Origin of the sequence: Oceaniradius stylonematis (assembly GCF_965223445.1) — a bacterium.
GTDB classification, from domain to species: Bacteria; Pseudomonadota; Alphaproteobacteria; order Rhizobiales; family Rhizobiaceae; genus Roseitalea; species Roseitalea stylonematis.
Genome location: NZ_OZ244994.1, coordinates 1,033,407 through 1,050,561, shown reverse-complemented (window position 1 = coordinate 1,050,561; position 17,155 = coordinate 1,033,407). Strand labels below are relative to the sequence as shown.

The 17,155-nt window shown below is 65.5% G+C and carries 19 protein-coding genes; 8 read left to right on the top strand and 11 right to left on the bottom strand.

Annotated features, from left to right (window positions below):
• Positions 1 to 8: 8 nt before the first annotated feature.
• Together ychF and ACOQOU_RS05230 are read right to left on the bottom strand one after the other, a co-directional pair.
• A complete protein-coding gene (gene ychF, locus ACOQOU_RS05235; protein ID WP_306026572.1) occupies positions 9 to 1,112 on the bottom strand; it encodes a redox-regulated ATPase YchF in 1,104 nt (367 codons plus the stop codon).
• Positions 1,113 to 1,979: 867 nt separating this feature from the next.
• Positions 1,980 to 2,873: an EamA family transporter gene (locus tag ACOQOU_RS05230; protein ID WP_375565784.1), complete on the bottom strand. Its 894-nt coding sequence runs from the start codon at positions 2,871 to 2,873 to the stop codon at positions 1,980 to 1,982.
• Between the two features lie 107 nt (positions 2,874 to 2,980).
• Here ACOQOU_RS05230 and ACOQOU_RS05225 point away from each other — a divergent pair, with 107 nt between their 5' ends.
• Positions 2,981 to 3,484, top strand: a complete 504-nt coding sequence (locus ACOQOU_RS05225; protein ID WP_306026580.1) for an Lrp/AsnC family transcriptional regulator — start codon at positions 2,981 to 2,983, stop codon at positions 3,482 to 3,484.
• A 66-nt stretch (positions 3,485 to 3,550) separates the two neighbouring features.
• Here the strand turns inward: ACOQOU_RS05225 and pth are convergent, their stop codons facing one another.
• Both pth and ACOQOU_RS05215 read right to left on the bottom strand, forming a co-directional pair.
• A complete protein-coding gene (gene pth, locus ACOQOU_RS05220; protein WP_306026581.1) occupies positions 3,551 to 4,306 on the bottom strand; it encodes an aminoacyl-tRNA hydrolase in 756 nt (251 codons plus the stop codon).
• Positions 4,307 to 4,336: 30 nt separating this feature from the next.
• A complete protein-coding gene (locus ACOQOU_RS05215) occupies positions 4,337 to 5,005 on the bottom strand; it encodes a 50S ribosomal protein L25/general stress protein Ctc (RefSeq protein WP_109768242.1) in 669 nt (222 codons plus the stop codon).
• 230 nt (positions 5,006 to 5,235) lie between these two features.
• On the opposite strand from ACOQOU_RS05215, the gene ACOQOU_RS05210 reads away from it, so the two are divergent.
• From ACOQOU_RS05210 to ACOQOU_RS05200, 3 genes are all read left to right on the top strand, one after another.
• On the top strand, positions 5,236 to 6,663 hold the full coding sequence (locus ACOQOU_RS05210) for a DUF3179 domain-containing protein (RefSeq protein WP_306026582.1): 1,428 nt from the start codon (positions 5,236 to 5,238) through the stop codon (positions 6,661 to 6,663).
• Between the two features lie 93 nt (positions 6,664 to 6,756).
• The gene (locus tag ACOQOU_RS05205; RefSeq protein WP_196780398.1) at positions 6,757 to 7,014 is read left to right on the top strand and encodes a hypothetical protein; all 258 of its coding nucleotides are present in this window, start codon (positions 6,757 to 6,759) and stop codon (positions 7,012 to 7,014) included.
• Between the two features lies 1 nt (position 7,015).
• Positions 7,016 to 7,234: a type II toxin-antitoxin system RelE/ParE family toxin gene (locus tag ACOQOU_RS05200; protein WP_306026583.1), complete on the top strand. Its 219-nt coding sequence runs from the start codon at positions 7,016 to 7,018 to the stop codon at positions 7,232 to 7,234.
• A 115-nt stretch (positions 7,235 to 7,349) separates the two neighbouring features.
• On the opposite strand, the gene ACOQOU_RS05195 is transcribed toward ACOQOU_RS05200, so the two are convergent.
• Entirely contained in the window at positions 7,350 to 8,108 is a 759-nt protein-coding gene (locus ACOQOU_RS05195; protein ID WP_306026584.1) for a YHYH protein, read from the bottom strand.
• 107 nt (positions 8,109 to 8,215) lie between these two features.
• Between ACOQOU_RS05195 and ACOQOU_RS05190 the strand changes: the two genes are divergently transcribed.
• Together ACOQOU_RS05190 and chrA are read left to right on the top strand one after the other, a co-directional pair.
• Positions 8,216 to 8,905 (top strand): SDR family NAD(P)-dependent oxidoreductase, encoded by a 690-nt coding sequence (locus ACOQOU_RS05190; RefSeq protein ID WP_306026585.1) that lies wholly within the window; start codon positions 8,216 to 8,218, stop codon positions 8,903 to 8,905.
• Positions 8,906 to 8,964: 59 nt separating this feature from the next.
• On the top strand, positions 8,965 to 10,305 hold the full coding sequence (chrA, locus tag ACOQOU_RS05185) for a chromate efflux transporter (protein ID WP_306026586.1): 1,341 nt from the start codon (positions 8,965 to 8,967) through the stop codon (positions 10,303 to 10,305).
• Here chrA and ACOQOU_RS05180 read toward each other — a convergent pair whose 3' ends face one another.
• From ACOQOU_RS05180 to lgt, 6 genes are all read right to left on the bottom strand, one after another.
• Complete coding sequence (locus ACOQOU_RS05180) at positions 10,306 to 11,244, bottom strand: ribose-phosphate pyrophosphokinase (RefSeq protein ID WP_109768235.1); 939 nt, start codon at positions 11,242 to 11,244, stop codon at positions 10,306 to 10,308.
• A 128-nt stretch (positions 11,245 to 11,372) separates the two neighbouring features.
• Positions 11,373 to 11,996 carry a hypothetical protein gene (locus ACOQOU_RS05175; protein ID WP_109768234.1) on the bottom strand — a complete coding sequence of 208 codons (624 nt, stop codon included), beginning with the start codon at positions 11,994 to 11,996 and terminating at the stop codon, positions 11,373 to 11,375.
• Positions 11,997 to 12,029: 33 nt separating this feature from the next.
• Complete coding sequence (locus ACOQOU_RS05170) at positions 12,030 to 13,181, bottom strand: M24 family metallopeptidase (protein WP_306026587.1); 1,152 nt, start codon at positions 13,179 to 13,181, stop codon at positions 12,030 to 12,032.
• 24 nt (positions 13,182 to 13,205) lie between these two features.
• Positions 13,206 to 13,997 carry a peptidoglycan editing factor PgeF gene (pgeF, locus tag ACOQOU_RS05165; protein ID WP_306026588.1) on the bottom strand — a complete coding sequence of 264 codons (792 nt, stop codon included), beginning with the start codon at positions 13,995 to 13,997 and terminating at the stop codon, positions 13,206 to 13,208.
• 53 nt (positions 13,998 to 14,050) lie between these two features.
• Entirely contained in the window at positions 14,051 to 15,151 is a 1,101-nt protein-coding gene (locus tag ACOQOU_RS05160; RefSeq protein ID WP_306026589.1) for a class I SAM-dependent methyltransferase, read from the bottom strand.
• On the bottom strand, positions 15,148 to 16,023 hold the full coding sequence (lgt, locus tag ACOQOU_RS05155; RefSeq protein WP_306026590.1) for a prolipoprotein diacylglyceryl transferase: 876 nt from the start codon (positions 16,021 to 16,023) through the stop codon (positions 15,148 to 15,150). The genes ACOQOU_RS05160 and lgt overlap by 4 nt, the downstream gene beginning before the upstream one ends.
• 90 nt (positions 16,024 to 16,113) lie before the next feature.
• On the opposite strand from lgt, the gene ACOQOU_RS05150 reads away from it, so the two are divergent.
• On the top strand, positions 16,114 to 16,377 hold the full coding sequence (locus ACOQOU_RS05150; RefSeq protein ID WP_109768229.1) for an accessory factor UbiK family protein: 264 nt from the start codon (positions 16,114 to 16,116) through the stop codon (positions 16,375 to 16,377).
• Positions 16,378 to 16,654: 277 nt separating this feature from the next.
• Entirely contained in the window at positions 16,655 to 17,155 is a 501-nt protein-coding gene (locus ACOQOU_RS05145; RefSeq protein ID WP_109768228.1) for a YbjN domain-containing protein, read from the top strand.

The window sequence follows — 17,155 nt, the reverse complement described above, 5'->3', positions numbered from 1 at the left end:
AGCGCAGCTCAGACGTTGAACTTGAACAGCATCACGTCGCCATCCTGCACCACATAGTCCTTGCCCTCGTCGCGCGCCTTGCCGGCTTCCTTGGCCGCGTTTTCCCCGCCAAGGCCGACATAGTCGTCGAAGGCGATGGTTTGGGCGCGGATGAAGCCCTTTTCGAAATCGGTGTGGATCTCGCCGGCGGCCTGCGGCGCGCGCGACCCCTTCCTGACCGTCCAGGCGCGCGATTCCTTCGGGCCGGCGGTGAAGAAGGTGATCAGGTCGAGCAGGTCGTAGCCCTCGCGGATCAGCCGGTCGAGACCGGCTTCCTCAAGGCCGAGCGTGTCGAGAAACTCGCGCGCCTCGTCCGCATCCAGCTGCGCGATTTCCGCCTCGATCGCCGCGGAGATGGTGACGGTGGACGCACCCTGTTCGGCGGCCATGGCGGCGACGGCCTCGGCATGCGCGTTGCCGGTCGCGGCCTCGTCCTCGGCGACGTTGCAGACGTAAAGGACGGGTTTGGAGGTCAGAAGGTTCAGCCCCTTGAGGATGGCGAGATCTTCGGCGGCGATGTCATCGAGCAAAAGCCGCACGGGCTTTGAATCCTGCAGCAGCGCCAGCGCCTGTTCCATCATCGGCAACACGGTGAGCGCCTCCTTGTCCTTGCCGGTCGCCTTCTTGCGCACCCCGGCGATGCGGCGTTCGAGGCTCTCAAGGTCCGACAGCATCAGTTCGGTCTCGACCGTCTCGGCGTCGGCGACCGGATCGATGCGGCCCTCGACATGGGTGACGTCGTCGTCCTCGAAGCAGCGCAGCACATGGACGATCGCGTCCACCTCGCGAATGTTGGCGAGGAACTGGTTGCCGAGCCCTTCGCCCTTGGACGCACCGCGCACCAGGCCGGCAATGTCGACAAAGGAAATGCGCGTCGGCACGATTTCCTTCGACCGGGCGATCTGCGCGATCTGCGCCAGGCGCGGGTCGGGCACGGCCACTTCGCCGGTGTTGGGCTCGATGGTGCAGAACGGATAGTTGGCCGCCTGCGCGGCGGCGGTCTTGGTCAGCGCATTGAAGAGGGTCGACTTGCCGACATTGGGCAGGCCGACAATGCCGCATTTGAAACCCATGGGGATTGGTCCTTCGCATCTGTCGCCCGGCTTTTCGGGCAAGCGGGGTGAGGGGTCAAGGGGTGCGGGACGTGCGATGTACAAGCCGACCCACCTCCCCCTTGAGGGGAGGTCGGCGAGTGGCGAGTGTAAACGAGACAGAGCCGGGTGGGGGTCGTGGCTCACCTCGCGCTTATTTGCCACCCCCACCCGCTCTGGCCCGGCTTCGCTGGACCAATCGCCGTTCGCAGGCTCACCCCCTCAAGGGGGAGGCGGGCGTGCATGATCGACGCCGCACTTTCTTTCGAAGTCGAGAGCTTGCTGCCGAAACAGAACAACGGGCGGTTTGGAGAGCCGCGATCCGTAGTTTGTATATGCGGTCGCCAAACCGCCCGTCCGGTGGGCTTGCGGTGATCGTCATGTGCGGCGCCGGCGCGAGGCTCGCGCCCTGCCGTGACCTTTGGACCGGTTCCATCCGCCGCAGACCCGCGACGCGATCAAACCATCCTTTGGCCCCGTCCGGTCCTGACCGCCGGCCGGGTCCGGCCGGTGACAGGCGCGGACGGACACCGCACATCTTCATTCCGCACCGGCTTGGGGGCTCATCGCCCAGGTGAGGCTACCATGTGTGACCCCGGCCCTCCGCTTGCGCTTCGGGCGTTCGTCGTTCCGAAAGCCAAATCGTTGGCTTCCGGCCGACCAAGGGTCGACGACTCCTCACCCAACCGGTCCACCGCCGCGCCCGCCGAAGGTGGTGGCCATCCGACGTTCCGAAGGGCGCGGTGGAGGGAGTATGGGTGAGGGTGGGGGCCGTTGGATAAGTTTTTCGCTGAATGGCGGCTTTGAGCCTATCTTGCACATTCGTCAGGGTGCGGCGAACGACCGGTTTCAGTCACCGTTCGCCGCCGGGACCGGCAACGGTGCGGGCTTGTGGACGGCCACCCCGATCATGACGAGGACCACGCCCAGGACATCCACGGCGCTCGGAATCTGACGAAGGACGATGACGCCGATGATTGTGGCGGTCGCAGGAAGAAGAGCGAGCAGGAACGCGAAGCTGGCGCGAGGCAGACGGGCCATCGCGAGTTGATCGCAGACATAGGGGATGACTGAAGAACAGATGCCTACGGCAATCCCCGCCAGAACCAGAAGTGGCGCACCGAAGGCGTCGAGAGCTTGCAGGAAGCCGATGGGCATCACGAAGATGAATGCCGCTGTCATGGCAGCGCCGAGACGCTCCACACCGCCCGAGGCACCACCTTCGGAAATCTTGTGGCCAAGGATGATGTAGAGGACGAACAGGGACCCGTTCAGCACCGCCCAGAACAGCCCCAGAAGGTCAGACGTTAGGGCAGGTCCATCGGCAGCCAAGAGCGACGGCACGTCGATAAGGAGGGCCACACCGATGATGGCGAAGGCGAAGGCCAGATAGTTGCGCCCGGTGCGGAGGCCCCACAGGGCAATCCCGATGGTGCCGACGAACTCGATGGCGGCGACCAGCGAGATCGGCAGCCGGTCGAGCGCCAAGTAGAAGGAACTGTTCATCACGGCAAGACAGCCCCCAAGCGCGAGTAGAAGCAGGCGCTCGCGGGGAGACGATTCCTTGAACGTGCGCCAGGGCTTCGTGATCGGTGCGAAAACCAGTGCGGCTGACGCGATGCGGAACCAGGCAACGCCAAGCACACCAACGACCGGAAAGAGCAGAACCGCGAAAGCCGGGCCAAGATAGTGGAAAACGGCCGAGACGCCGAACCATGCGTGAGGGGGAACGGCCTCGGACATGCGCGACATGGCTCCGGGGGCGTTTGCGGGGGCGGGGTTTGCGGGGGCTTGATCTGTCATGCATCTATAATGCAAGGTAGAAACAGATTATGATATGGAGATTGGCTATGTCGCCAACCGAATTGCAATCAAGAAAGAAGGAAAAGGCATCTGAAAACCTTCGATCCGAAGAGGCCGGTCTCGACAGCATCGACGCCGCGATTCTGCGCGAGCTTTGCGCGGATGCCCGCATTCCCCGTGCCGAATTGTCCCGCCGCGTTGGTTTGTCCGCCCCAAGCGTGGCGGACCGCGTGCGGCGTCTTGAGGATGTGGGCATCATCACAGGCTACGGCGCGCGCATTGACCCGGCTCGCCTTGGCTACGGCTTGACGATCCTGATACGCGCGCGCCCGCTACCCGGCGAGATGAAGAACATGATCGAGGCGATCCAGAAGACGCCGCAGATTGTCGCTTGTGATCGTGTGTCCGGCGAGGATTGCTTCGTTGCGCGGGCGCATGTCCGCGATGTCGCCGAGATGGAGGCCGTGATCGACCGGATCGTGCCTTTCGGCGCGACAAACTCGTCTATCGTTCAGTCGTCACCGGTCGAAGAGCGGTTGGTCGAACTTTAGGTCTTGGACTGAAAGCGGACCTCTATCAAATAGCAGGTTTGTCCGCAGAGCTGCCATCCGCCGCGCCTACTTCCCCAACAGCTTCTTGAGCATCTCCGCCATCGGCCCGGTCGGCTTGGCGTCCGGCGTTGATTGCCGCGCCTGGCGGATGTGGCTCTGGGGTTTGGGTGCGGGCTTGGGCGGTGATTTGCCCGACTGATCCTTGGCGGAGGGCGCCTTTGGGGCGGGGGCGCCGACCGCGCCTTTCGCCTTGTCGCCGACGGCCAGCGCCAGCCTGTTCATGAAGCCCGATTCGTTGCCGGCGACGAGCAGGTCGACATTGTCGGCGAGCGCGTCGAGCAGCGGCTCCAGCCATTGCTGGTCGGCCTTGGCGAAATCGCCCAATACATGGGCCTGCACCCGGGCCTTGTCGCCCGGATGGCCGATGCCCAGGCGCACGCGCCGATAATCCTTGCCGCAATGGGCATCGAGCGACTTGATGCCATTGTGGCCGCCCGAGCCGCCGCCGCGCTTGATGCGCACCTTGCCGGGCGCCAGGTCGAGTTCATCGTAAAGGACGGTGAGGTCCTCCGGGCCGAGCTTGTAGAAGCGCATCGCCTCGCCGACCGCCTGGCCGGAGAGGTTCATGAAGGTCTGCGGCTTGATGACCAGCACTTTTTCGGTGCCGATGCGGCCTTCGGCGATCTCGGCGTTCCACTTGTTCTGCCAGGGGCCGAACGAAGAATGGCGGCGAACGATCGCGTCCGCCGCCATGAAGCCGATATTGTGCCGGTTCTCTGCGTAGCGGGGGCCGGGATTGCCAAGACCTGCGATGATCTGCATGCCGGCCGCTCCGCATGTCCGGACCAGGGCTTACTCCTCGCCCTTGTCCTCTTCGCCTTCGGCCTTCTGCTCGGTGGCTTCCACCTCGTCGGGCGCCACTTCGGCCTCGGCCTCATCATCATCCTGAACGCCGCCGCCGGGGGCCGCGATCGTCGCGATCGTGAAGTCACGGTCGGTGATGGTCGGCTCGACGCCCTTGGGCAGCGTGATCGACGAAATCTTCAGCGCGTCGCCCACCTCGGCGGTGGCCAGATCCAGCGTGAACGCCTCGGGGATGGAGTCGGCCGGGCAGTTCACCTCGACATCGTGGCGCACGATGTTCAGAACGCCGCCCTGCTTGATGCCCGGGCAGATGTCCTCGTTCTCGAAGTGCACCGGAATGTTGACCGTCACGGTCGTCTTGGCCGAGATGCGCAGGAAGTCGACATGCAGCACGACATCCTTGACCGGATCGAGCTGGTAGTCCTTGGCGAGCACCTTGTGCCTGGTGCCGTCGACATCGATTTCGCCGACCGTGGTCATGAAACCGCCGGCCTGCATATGCATGAAGACGTCCTTGCGCGGCAGGGTTACCGTCATGGGGGGCTTGCTGTCGCCGTAGATCACGGCTGGAATTTTGCCTTGGCGCCGAATGGCCCGGGCGGACCCCTTACCGACCCGGTCGCGCGCCTCGGCCGTGAGCACGTAGCTGTCGCTCATGGCATTGTCCTTTCGAGGGCATAGGAGAGGTGGAGCATCGCTCCGGCCGCTGCGCGGCCCGCCGCGCTGCCTCCAAGGGTGTCCGCGCGGGTGGCGGTGCCATAACGGAAAAGGCCCGCGCGCGCAAGCGCCGGCGGCCGGTGCCCTTCACGTCTGAACACAAGCCGGTGACCGGCGCTACCGGGACCGCCGGGGCGCGGCTAGTCTGGCGTTCCGTTCCGGAGCCGACCATGCCGCGTTTCATCACCCTCGTTTCCGTTTCGCTGATTGTCGTTCTTGGCCTGACGCTGCTGCCCGCCCATGCGGACGACCCGATGGATGCGCCAGTCTTCCATGAACCCGTGTCGGAGGACGATGCCGCCCATGCCGAACTGATCCGCACGGCCGTCTTCGGCTGGAAGGCGGAACGGCATGCCGCGCTCGAAGCTCTGGTCGAACGCGACGCAAAGGACGCAATCGCGGCGCTGATCGTCGGCATGCGCCATGTGGTGATCGACGACGAGGTGCGGATCGCGCTCACGCAGCTGGCCGGCGAGCCGATCAACAATTGGCGCGATGCGATGCTCTGGCAGGAGCGCAATCCGCAGGTCAGGGCCCATCCGGTGGCGCGCGAGATCCGGCTGCGCGTCTTCATGCGCCGCGACGCCCGTTTCATGCGCTTTCTCGGCGGTGAGCGGTCGATGCCGGACAAGATGCGCATCCGGCTCGACGAGATCGTCTGGGGCGGCGTGATGATGGGCGACATTCCGACGCTGGACGATCCGATCATGTGGCTGCCGGAGAACGCCACCTTCATGGCCGACGGCAATCTGGTTTTCGGCGTGTCGATCAATGGTGACACGCGGGCCTATCCTCTGCGCATCCTCGCCTGGCACGAAATGGCCAATGCGATCATCGGCGGTGTGCCGGTCTCGCTGGCCTTCTGCACGCTGTGCGGCGCAGGCATATTGTACGAGACCGATGTCGACGGGTTCGACGAGCCCTTCACCTTCGGCACGTCGGGCCTTCTCTACCGGTCCAACAAGCTGATGTACGACCGGCAGACCGACAGCCTGTGGAACCAGTTTTCCGGCGAGCCGGTCACCGGGCCAGTCGCCTTCTCGGGGCTGCGGCTGAAGGTGCGGCCGATCGTGCTGACCACATGGGGCGAATGGCTCGCCAGACATCCGGACACGACGGTCCTGTCGCCGAACACGGGCCATCTGCGCGACTATGGCGAGGGCGCGGCCTATGCGGACTATTTCGCCAGCCCCGACCTCATGTTTCCCGTCAATGTGCGCGACGAGAGCGTGGTTGCGCGCAAGGACCGGGTGTTCGGCGTGCGCGATGTCGGCATCCAGAAGGCCTGGCCGATCGCCGCCTTCGCCGCCGAGCCGGTGATCAACGACGCGATCGGCGACCGGGCGCTGGTACTGATCGGCGATGCCGATGTCGGCACCGTGCGGGCCTATGAGCGCGGCGACCGGGAATTTGAACAGGGCGCGTCGACCGATACGCTAACGCGCGACGGCGAACCCTGGCGGATCACCGAGACCGCGCTTGTCGGCCCCGACGGTACGCGGCTCGACCGTGTGGCCGGGCACATGGCCTACTGGTTCGCCTGGGATTCCTATTTCGGCGTGACGAGCGACTTGTATCGGCCGCTTCCGGTGCAATGAGCAGTGGTTGGCCCACCCCATTGACAACAATTGTTGTCGCCGTTGGCGTTTGCAGCTAGTGTGCCGCCAACGTTGGAGAGCATAATGCCGCGATTGTCGATCGAACTCGATCAACGCCAGCATCAGCAACTGAAGGCCATGGCGGCCCTGAAGGGGCAGTCAATCAAGGACTATGTCCTTTCGCGCGCGCTTGTGGATATGCCGGATGCCGAGACAATGACGGACGAGGAGGCACTCGGCGCGCTCAAGCAGCTTCTTGCGCCCCGAATCGCGGAAGCGGATGCCGGAGAGGCCGTCGGCGTGACGCTTTCCGATGTCAAAAGCCGGGCCAAGGCGCGCCGTAGAGCCTGACATGGCAGGCTATCTCTTCACGCCCGGCGCACGTGAAGATTTGGCGGACATCTGGTTGTACACGGAAGAAACCTGGGGCGAAGACCAAGCCGACCGGTATGTCGAGGCATTGTTTGATTGCAGTGCCAGGATTTCTGCCGGGACTGCGCCGGGCCGGGTTGTGCCTGGCGCTGAGGGGTTCATTCCCATCGATGCCAGCACCATGTCATCTTCTTCTTGAGAGGCGATGATGAGGCCATCATCATCGCACTGTTTCACGAGCGGATGGACCTGATGCGTCGTTTGGCGGGCCGGCTCTAGCGGGTCAGGTTCGCCGTTACCGGTCGGCGTCATCGCTACCGGAAGTCGCTGCTCACATCGCCCCAGAAGCAGCGCGGGTAGAACGGGAAGGTGTCGGTGGCGAAATAGACATACCGGCCATCCAGCGTGCCGCCATTGCACTCATCGAGATTGCCGGCGCCGGCATATTCCCAGTCTTCCACATAGGTGCCGTCGTGGCGCCCGCCCGGGCCGCCCTGCCGGGTGCCCGACTTCAGCGTCCAGCCGGATTGCGCGGCGGAGCCGACATAGTGGATCTCGTGGCCGTCGGCGGCATAGCCGATATGGGTGCCGGAGACCGAGGCGACCAGGCCTTCGGGCTTGCCGTGATAGTGATAGATTCCGCGATTGTCGACATGGGCGTTGTGCTGGTCCATGCCGAGCAACTCCGCGGCGCCCATGCCCTCGAGGTTCCAGCCCGAAGACCGGTCGCGCGAGAAGCCGCGCGGCGAGGACGGATCGTAATAGTCCGCCGTTTCGGGCCGGAACAGGATGCCGTTGAGCCCGATGCCGACCGGCCCGCGGGTAATGTCGGTCTTGCGGCTGCCCTTGACCGGATTGGCGCTGACGCAATAGCGCAGCCGCTGTTCGGAGATGGAATGCGGGTTGCCGCGATTGGGGAATGTGCCGGTCGCATGGTTCGGCAGTCCGTTCGAGGTGATGCAGATCTGGTCGCCGGTCTGTTCGATGGAGACATGATTGTCATGGGCAAGCGCCGTTGCAGCGGTTGCCGATGCAGCGATGACGGCCATTGTGGTGATGCAAAATTTCTTCATGGCGAAATCCTTTTGCGAAAGGCATCATCCCAAGAAAAGCATGGCGGCAGTGGCGCCGAGGTGCAAGTTAAGCTTCGGTCATGTCGGATCTGTTGCAGGAGGCGGCGATGAAGACTGTGCTGATCACGGGAGCCAACCGCGGGCTGGGGCTGGAGGCGGCGCACCAGCTTGGCGAGAAGGGTTTTCACGTGTTCGCCGGCGTTCGCAATCCGGAAGCGGGCCGGCGCGCCGAGGCTTTGTTGCGCGGTGCCGGCATCGCCGCCGATTTCGTCGAACTGGACATGCGCGCGCCCGAAACGATCGAGGCGGCCGCCGATACCATCTGGCATTCGGCCGGCCAACTCGATGTCCTGATCAACAATGCGGCGGTCCATTACGACACGCACCAGCGCGTCGGGGCGCCGGACTTCGCCATCGTCGAGGAGGCGCTGGCGGTCAACACGGTCGGCGCCTGGCGGATGGCGGTGGCGGCGCTGCCGCTGCTCAGGCGCTCGGAGGCGCCGCGCATCGTCAACGTGTCCTCGGAATCGGGGGCCTGGTCGTCGATGACCGGGACGACGCCGGCCTATTCATTGTCGAAGCTGGGCCTGAACGGCCTGACGCGCATGATGGCCAGCGAGTTCCGGCGCGACGGCATCCTGGTCAACGCGGTCTGTCCGGGGTGGACGGCGACCGACATGGGCGGCGGCGGGCGCCCGGTGCCCGACGGCGCGCGCGGCATCGTCTGGGCGGCGACGCTGCCCGATGACGGGCCGACGGGGGGCTTTTTCCGCGACGGCAAGCCGATCGACTGGTGATTGACGGCTGACATCTGTTTGTCACATGAGCCGGGCACAGCACGCGCGCCGGACCCGCAATGACAGACATCTCCAACCCCCATGCCCCGCTCGACGTGCCGCCGGCCGAGGCGGCCCGCGCCTTTGCCCGGATCGGACTGTTGTCGTTCGGCGGGCCGGCGGCGCAGATCGCGGTGATGCATCGCATCCTTGTCGAGGAAAAGGGCTGGCTGACCGAAAAGCAGTTCCTGCACGCGCTCAATTTCTGCATGCTGCTGCCCGGGCCCGAGGCGATGCAGCTTGCCACCTATGCGGGCTGGCTGATGCATGGCGTTCGCGGCGGTCTGATCGCGGGTCTGTTGTTCATCGCGCCGGGACTTGTGATGATGCTGGGGCTGTCGGCAGTGTTCGTCGTCGCCGGCGACGTCCCGGTGGTGGCCGGGCTTTTGTACGGGCTGAAGGCAGCGGTTCTCGCCGTCGTCGTCCAGGCACTGATCAAGGTGTCGGGGCGGGCGCTCGGCTCGGCGGCGATGATCGTCATCGCGATTGCGGCGTTCGTCGGCATCGCGCTGCTGCGGCTGCCGTTCCCGCTGATCATCGCGCTGGCCGCGCTGACCGGCGCTGTGCTGCACATGGCCGCGCCGCATCTTCTGCCCGCCGCAAAGGGCAGCGATGAAGCGCACGCATCAAGCATCACCGTGCGCGGACAGGACCATGGCGCAGTGGCCCGCACCACCGTGCTGTGGCTGGCGATATGGCTGGTGCCGCTCGCCGCGCTGCTGGTGCTTCTCGGGCGGGGCGACGTGTTTGCCGATGCGGCGCTGTTCTTCTCGCAGACCGCCATCGTCACCTTTGGCGGGGCTTATGCGGTGCTCGCCTATGTCGGCCAGCAGGCGGTCGACCTCCATGGCTGGCTGACGCCCGGCGAGATGCTGGCGGGACTGGGCCTTGCCGAAACCACGCTCGGACCGCTGGTTCTGGTGCTGGTCTTTGTCGGCTTTGTCGGCGGCGCGTCGCTCGGAGGCATGGAGCCGCTTGTCGGCGGATTGCTGGGCGGGCTGGTCGCCGCCTTCTTCACCTTCGTGCCCTGCTTCTTGTGGATCTTCGCCGGCGCGCCCTATGTCGAGGCGCTGCGCAATGTGCGCTGGCTGGCCGCGTCGCTCGCGGCGATCACGGCGGCCGTCGTCGGCGTCATCGCCAATCTGGCGGTCTGGTTCGGCCTCAATGTGCTGTTCGGCGCGTTCGAAAATGTCCGCACGGGACCGTTCTTCGTGCCGGACATCGACTGGGCCGGCTTCGACCGGGTGGCCGCGGCGATCGGGATCGCGGCGGCGGTCGCGCTGATCCGCTTCAAGCTTGGCCTGTTTGCCGTCCTCGGCGCGGCGGCGGTGGCCGGCGTCTTGGCGACGATGATGGTCTGATCAGTCGAACAGGCTGGACACCGATTGCTCGTGCGCGGTGCGGGCGATGGCTTCGCCGATAAGGTCGGTGATCGACATGACACGGATCTTCTTGGCCGCGTTGACCTCGGGGGTCGGCTGGATGGAATCGGTGGTGACCAGTTCGGTCAGCGCCGACGCCTCGATCCGCGCGACGGCTCCGCCCGACAGGACGCCATGGGTGATATAGGCGGTCACGCTCTTGGCGCCCTTGGAAAGAATGGCGTCGGCGGCGTTGCACAGCGTGCCGCCGGAATCGACGATGTCGTCGATCAGGAAACAGTCCTTGCCGGTCACGTCGCCGATCACGTTCATCACCTCGGATTCGCCGGGCCGCTCGCGCCGCTTGTCGACGATGGCGAGAAGCGAATCGTCGAGCCGCTTGGCGAGCGCGCGCGCCCGCACCACGCCGCCGACATCGGGCGAGACCACCATGACCGACGACATGTCCTTGTGGTGCATGCGAATGTCGCGCGCCATCACCGGCACGGCGTAGAGATTGTCGGTCGGAATATCGAAGAAGCCCTGGATCTGGCCGGCGTGCAGGTCGAGCGTCAGAACGCGGTTGGCGCCGGCCTCGGTGATCAGGTTGGCAACCAGCTTGGCCGAGATCGGGGTGCGTCCCTGTGCCCGCCGGTCCTGCCGGGCATAGCCGAAATAGGGCAGCACCGCCGTGACCCGCCGCGCCGACGATCGCCGGAACGCGTCGATCATGATCAGCATTTCCATCAGGTGATCGTTGGCCGGACGCGAGGTCGACTGCAGGATGAAGACATCCTCGCCGCGCACATTCTCCTGCAGCTCGACGAAGATCTCGTCATCGGCGAAACGGCGCACATTGGCGCGCCCGACGCTCATGCCGAGATATTTGGCGACCGAATCGGCCAATTGCCGGTTGGAATTGCCAGCAAAGAGTTTCATGGGCCGCCCCGCGTTCGCCGTATCGGTTGGCCCGCCTTTTAGCGGTCACGGGGGCTATTGCAAGCTGTCATCAATGTTTCACACGGCGCAATTGCCGCAGGCGCCGAAACCGGCAACGCAAACGCCGTTCAGGCGGCCCGTCCGCGCCAGGCATTGTAGTCCGACAGCATCGTGTCGGCGATGCGCTCCATCGCCGATGCGGGCACGGCCTGCCACGGATCGGCATTGGTGCCTGGCACCCGTTCCTGGCCCTGGATGCGGTGGACGCGCTGGCCCGACGGGGTGAACACGTCCCAGACATGGATCACCGTCGTCTGCCCGTTTTCGGACAGGGCGGAGAAGTAGCCGCGAATTTCGTGATCGACGCCCGAGGACGCCGACGGCAGGATGCTGATGTTGTTCCGGGCGCCCGATGCCGACAGGCGGCGCGACAGGGCGGCGACGCGGTCCACCGGCGCGCCGACGATCGGCGCAAAGTGCACGCGCGCGGCGTTGGCCGCAAAGGCCTGCGGCGCGGCGGCAGTCTCGGAGCCGGAGATCAGCGCTTCACCGGTGGTCGTGGCCGCGTTCGGATCGACGGCGACCGCGGCGCCGGGCGTGCTCTCGACACTGAGCGCGTTTTCGACGGTGTTGGAGCCATCGTCGGGCGTCGTGCAGGCGGCTGCGGCAAGTGTCAGTACAAGAAGGGTCGCCAAAGCGGCCAGGCGGGCTGGCGCATTTCGACCGGTCGCAACGGTGCGCTGTGTCTGCATGGACCTTTCACCCTTTGTTACAGAGCCTTTACCTCATGCGACGGTCAAATCAAGGCCCAGCCGCGACAGCGGCTCGGGCGCCCCTTCGGTGGTCAGATAGGTGCGGCCCAGCGTCATGGCGGTGCCGCTGTCGGAATCCATGATGATCATGTGCGCGAAAAGCGTCATGTTTTCGGCCACCGTTTCAGGGTTCCCCGCATAGAACATCGGCCGGTCCATCCAGCACGGCGTGAAGTGGGCGCCCAGCGAATAGCCGCAGGCGTTCAGCCGGTGGCGGGTCATGCCGGCATCCTCGAGCGCATGGGCATGGGCGTCGAACACGTCGCCGAACGTGCTGCCTGGGCGCATCGCGCCCTCGACGGCCTCGAGCGCAGCGGACGCGGCGGCGTGCATCTCGACATGGCGGTCGGTGGGCTTGCCGATGATCACCGTGCGCATCAGCGCGGCATGGTAGCGGCGCCAGGCGCCGGCCCACTCCAGGGTCAGTTGGTCGTTTTCGTCGAGCGTGCGCCGGCCGGACTTGTAGCGGCACAACAGCGCGTCGCGGCCGGAGCCGATGATGAACTCGTTGCCCGGATAGTCGCCGCCCTTGGCAAGGATATGCCCCTGCAACGCGGCCAGGATCGCCGCCTCGTCGGCGCCCGCGCGCACCTTCTTCATCGCCGCGTCGAAAGCGTCGTCGGCCAGTTCGGCGGCCTTGCGTACGCAGGCGATCTCGGCGGCGCTCTTGACCGCGCGAAGACGGGACACCAGGCGCGAGGCGTCGCGCATGTCGGCAAAGCTTGCCAACTGGTCGTCCAGCAGCCGGCCGTAATGGGCGTTCAGCCCGGCGCTGTCATATTCGACGCCGATACGGGCGCCGACCAGATCGCGGTCGGCGAGAAGCTCCTTGAGATCCTTGGCCGGGTTGGCATGGCTGCGATCCTCCCAGACGACGATCGTCTCCACATTGGAGGTGTGGCGCGCCTGCCGCAGGTCGGCCGAGCGGGTCAGAAGCGCCACATCGCCGTTCTTTTCGACGATCATGCACTGGAAGAAGCAAAAACCGAACGTGTCGTAGCCGGTCAGCCAGTACATGCTCTCCTGGGCGAAGAGCAGCATCGCGTCGAGCTTGTCCTCGGCCATGGCAGCCAGAAGACGCCCTTTTCGCGCGGCGAACTCGTCATCGTCGAAATGCAGGGCCATCGGCACTCTCCTCGGTGGTGGGCGTCAGACGATCATGATGGCCGACATCTGCCGGCCATAATCGGATTCGCCGCGATGGGTGGTGCGGCGGTAGGAGAAAAAGCGTGCCTCGTCGGCATAGGTGCATTCGCCGGTGGCCGAGGCGGTGACGCCGGCCCCCTGAAGCCGGGCAACGCAATAGCCGGCAAGGTCGAACAGATGATGGCCCGGTCGGCCGCTTGGCCGGAACCAGCCGGCATTGTCCGGATGGGCGGTCATGAAGCGCTCGGCGAACTCCGGCCCGACCTCATAGTTGGGCTGGCTGATCGACGGGCCGACGATGGCGGCTATGTTGCCCCTTTCGGCGCCCAGGGCGACCATCGCATCGACGGTATTTTCAAGAACGCCGGTCAGCGCGCCCTTCCAGCCGGCATGGGCGGCGCCGACGACCGGCGCGTCCGGGTCGGCGAACAGGACCGGCGCGCAATCGGCGGTCAAAACGCCGATCGGAATGCCGGGCGTTGCGGTGACCAGCGCATCGGCCTTGGGGCGGGCATCGATCGGGATCGGCGCGTCGATGGTGACGACATCGGCGGAATGGACCTGATGGCAGCCGCTGAGGGCGATTTCTCCGACGCCGAACCAGCCGGCGATGCGGCGGCGGTTTTCGCGCACATGGTCCTGATCGTCCGCCGAGCCCAGCCCCGCGTTGAGACCGGCATAAAGACCTTCGGAAACCCCGCCCGCCCGCGTGAAGAAGCCGTGCCGGATGGCGCGGCCAGCGCCGAACGCGTTCGAAATCACCGGTTGAAGCGGCGGCGGTCCGTGCTCATTCATGCGTGCATGACCTGTTCATCGCGGGGCGACGGTGTGGGATGGGCACAGCGCTGTCAACCGGCTTGAAAGGGCGGGACGGGACCTTCAAGGCCGGGTCCGGTCAGGCCCAAAACCTTGAAGAGGGCCCCCATCTGGCCGTCGCCATCGCCGCATAGGCGGGTAACGTCGGCGCGGATCGCATCCTGTGCGGACGCATCCTTTCCGGCACCCAGCGCGCCGGCCCGTTCGACGATGCCGCCGCCGAGCAGGAACGCGCCTTGCGTCATCGCCGGCAGGGCACGCGCGCCTTCGGAAGCGGCGGCACGAGCGAGCGCCTCGAAGTCGACATGGCTGGTCAGGTCGGCAAGGCCCGGTTCGGCGAGCGGGTCGGCAAAGTCATGACCGCGCATCGCCTGGAACGTGTCGCCAATGCCGGTCTGAAGATGGCCGTAATCGATCAGCACGGCCAGCCCGCCATGCGCGGCGAGATGTGCGCCGATCGTGGCTGCGGCGGCCTCGCGCGCCGGCGCGATCTCGAAGACGGACCCGTCCGGCGCATCGGCATGACCGGGCGGGCGTTCGCCGTCCGGAAGCACGGAGGCGCCGGCGGTGAAGGTGAGGGCGCTGTCGTTGCAGAGCCCGACCATGCGTTCGCGCCAGCCATTGGTCGTCTTGACGAATTGCCGGAACGGCAGCGCGTCGAAAAATTCGTTGGCGGCCAGAAAGAGCGGAAGGTCCGGCAGATCGTCCAACCGGTCCACCCACGTGGCGCGGCGCGCATCGGTACCGAGCGTTTTGCGCTGCACGTCGCGCAGGCGGGCGCTCGCTTCCACCAGAACGATGCGCGCGGCGGCCGAAAAGGCGGGATCGATCCGCCCGGTGCGGACTATGTCGGCCATCAGCGTGCCGCGTCCGGGGCCGGCTTCGGCGAGAAGGAAGGGCGCGGGACGCCCGGCCTGTCGCCACGCATTGACGAGGACCGCGCCGACGATCTCGCCGAAGAGCTGGCTGATCTCCGGCGCGGTGACGAAATCACCCTTCGCTCCGAACGGTTCCCGCGAGGCGTAATAGCCGTGCTCGGGGTGCAGCAGGCATTCGGCCATATAGCCGGCGACGGTCATCGGCCCCGCCGCGGCGATGCGCGCGGCAAGGATCGCGGCGAGCGGCGTGGTCATTTTGTTTCGTCGGTGGCGGCGGGGACCGGTTTGGCCGGCCGGGCCGACAGCACAAGCGCCAGACCCAAAAGCGCCATGGGGATCGACAGCACCATGCCCATGGTCAGCCATTCGGTGCTGAGCAGGAAGCCCAGTTGCGGGTCCGGCTCGCGGAAGAACTCGACGAAGGTGCGCGCCGCCCCATAGCCGCCGACGAACAGGCCGGTGACGAAGCGCGGGTTTCTCAGCTTGAGCCAGATGTGGACGGCGACCCAAAGCAGGATGAACAGGACCAGCCCTTCCAGAAACGCCTCGTAGAGCTGGCTGGGATGGCGCGGCAGGCGCTCGGGATCGGTCGGGAAGACCATCGCCCAGCCGACGTCCGACGGGCGGCCATAGAGTTCGGCGTTGATGAAATTGGCGATGCGCACGAGACCGATGCCGATGGGAGCGACGGCGGCGATGACATCGAACAGGCGCCAGGGATCGATGCCGCGCGAGCGGGCGAAAAAGAGCATGGCCAGCGTCGTGCCGATCAGCCCGCCGTGGAAGGACATGCCGCCCTGCCACACCGTGAAGATGCGCAGCGGTTCGGCGAGGAAGGTGCCCAGATCGTAAAACAGCACATAGCCGATCCGTCCGCCGGCGATGATGCCGATCGTCGCCCAGAGGAGGAAATCATCGATGTCGACCGGCTGGATCGGCGCAGGGCCGCCCCAGAGGCGCTCGTTGTGAACCATGCGGCGGGCCAGCACCCAGCCGATGACGATGCCGACAATGTACCCCAGCGAATACCATCGGATCGCCACCGGGCCGATCTGGATCAGCACCGGGTCGATGTCGGGAAAGGCGAGAGCGGTCTGTGTGAGAAGGGCGGGGGTGAAAACGTCCATGCGCGCGGCTTTCGCAGGTCCTGATTCGGTTGGCGCCTTGTCTGTGACGGCGCGGTCTCATAGGTAAGGTGCCATAGTGGAGATAGCGACATGACAACAGGCCCCAACCGGATATTTGACGATTTCGCCAAGCTGATGACCGATGCCGCCGGCGCGGCGCAGGGCATGCGGCGCGAGGCCGAGACGATGTTCCAGGCGCAGGCGGAAAAGTTTCTTGCCTCGATGGATCTTGTCCAGCGCGAGGAGTTCGAGGCGATGAAGGAAGCCGCGCTTTCCGCCAGCGCCCGGGCCGAAGCGCTCGCAGAGCGCGTCGATGCGCTGGAAGCGCGGGTCGCCAAGCTCGAAGACACGTAATCGGGCCGCCTGCGCGGCTTTGATGACCGTTGTACAACGGTTTTTTTCCACAGGAACGAACCGAGTCCGCGCCTTCAAAAAGCCCTTTGGCGAGAGTCGCTTACGCTACGGTCGAATCTGTGGGCAAAACCGGCCGTCCACATCTGTTTGATCGATGACGCCCCGCCGGGGCTTTCCCCGCGCCCTCTCATCAATACACTGAAATTATTGAGTGATTCGCAGCGGTGCCCAAGCACCCTGCACGCCGGACTGTTCCGGCCTAGCCTTGGATGCGTTGATGAGCCTTCTTGAACTGGACGATGACAGGATCGCCCACCCGGTCGATGTGATCGAGCATGTCGCCTATGCGCGCGACTGGAATTTCGAGCGCACCGGCGATGACGAGATCGCGGTCGCGGTGGCCGGCAACTGGACCAATTACCACATCTCCTATGCCTGGATGCCAGACTTTGAATCGCTGCATTTCGCCTGCGCGTTCGACGTGACGGTACAGAAGAACCGGATGGTCGAGCTGACCCGGCTCCTGTCGCTGATCAACGAGCAATTGCTGATCGGCCATTTCGACTTCTGGGAGCAGGAAGGGGCGGTGATGTTCCGTCATTCGCTGATCCTGGCTGGCGGGGCCGAGCCCACCGAAGCGCAGGTGGAGGTGATGCTCTCGAGCGCGATCGAGACGTGCGAGAGCTACTTCCAGGCGTTCCAGTCGGTCGTCTGGTCGGGCGTCAATGCGCGCGTCGCGCTCGATCATGCCATGTTCGAGACCGTCGGCGAGGCGTGA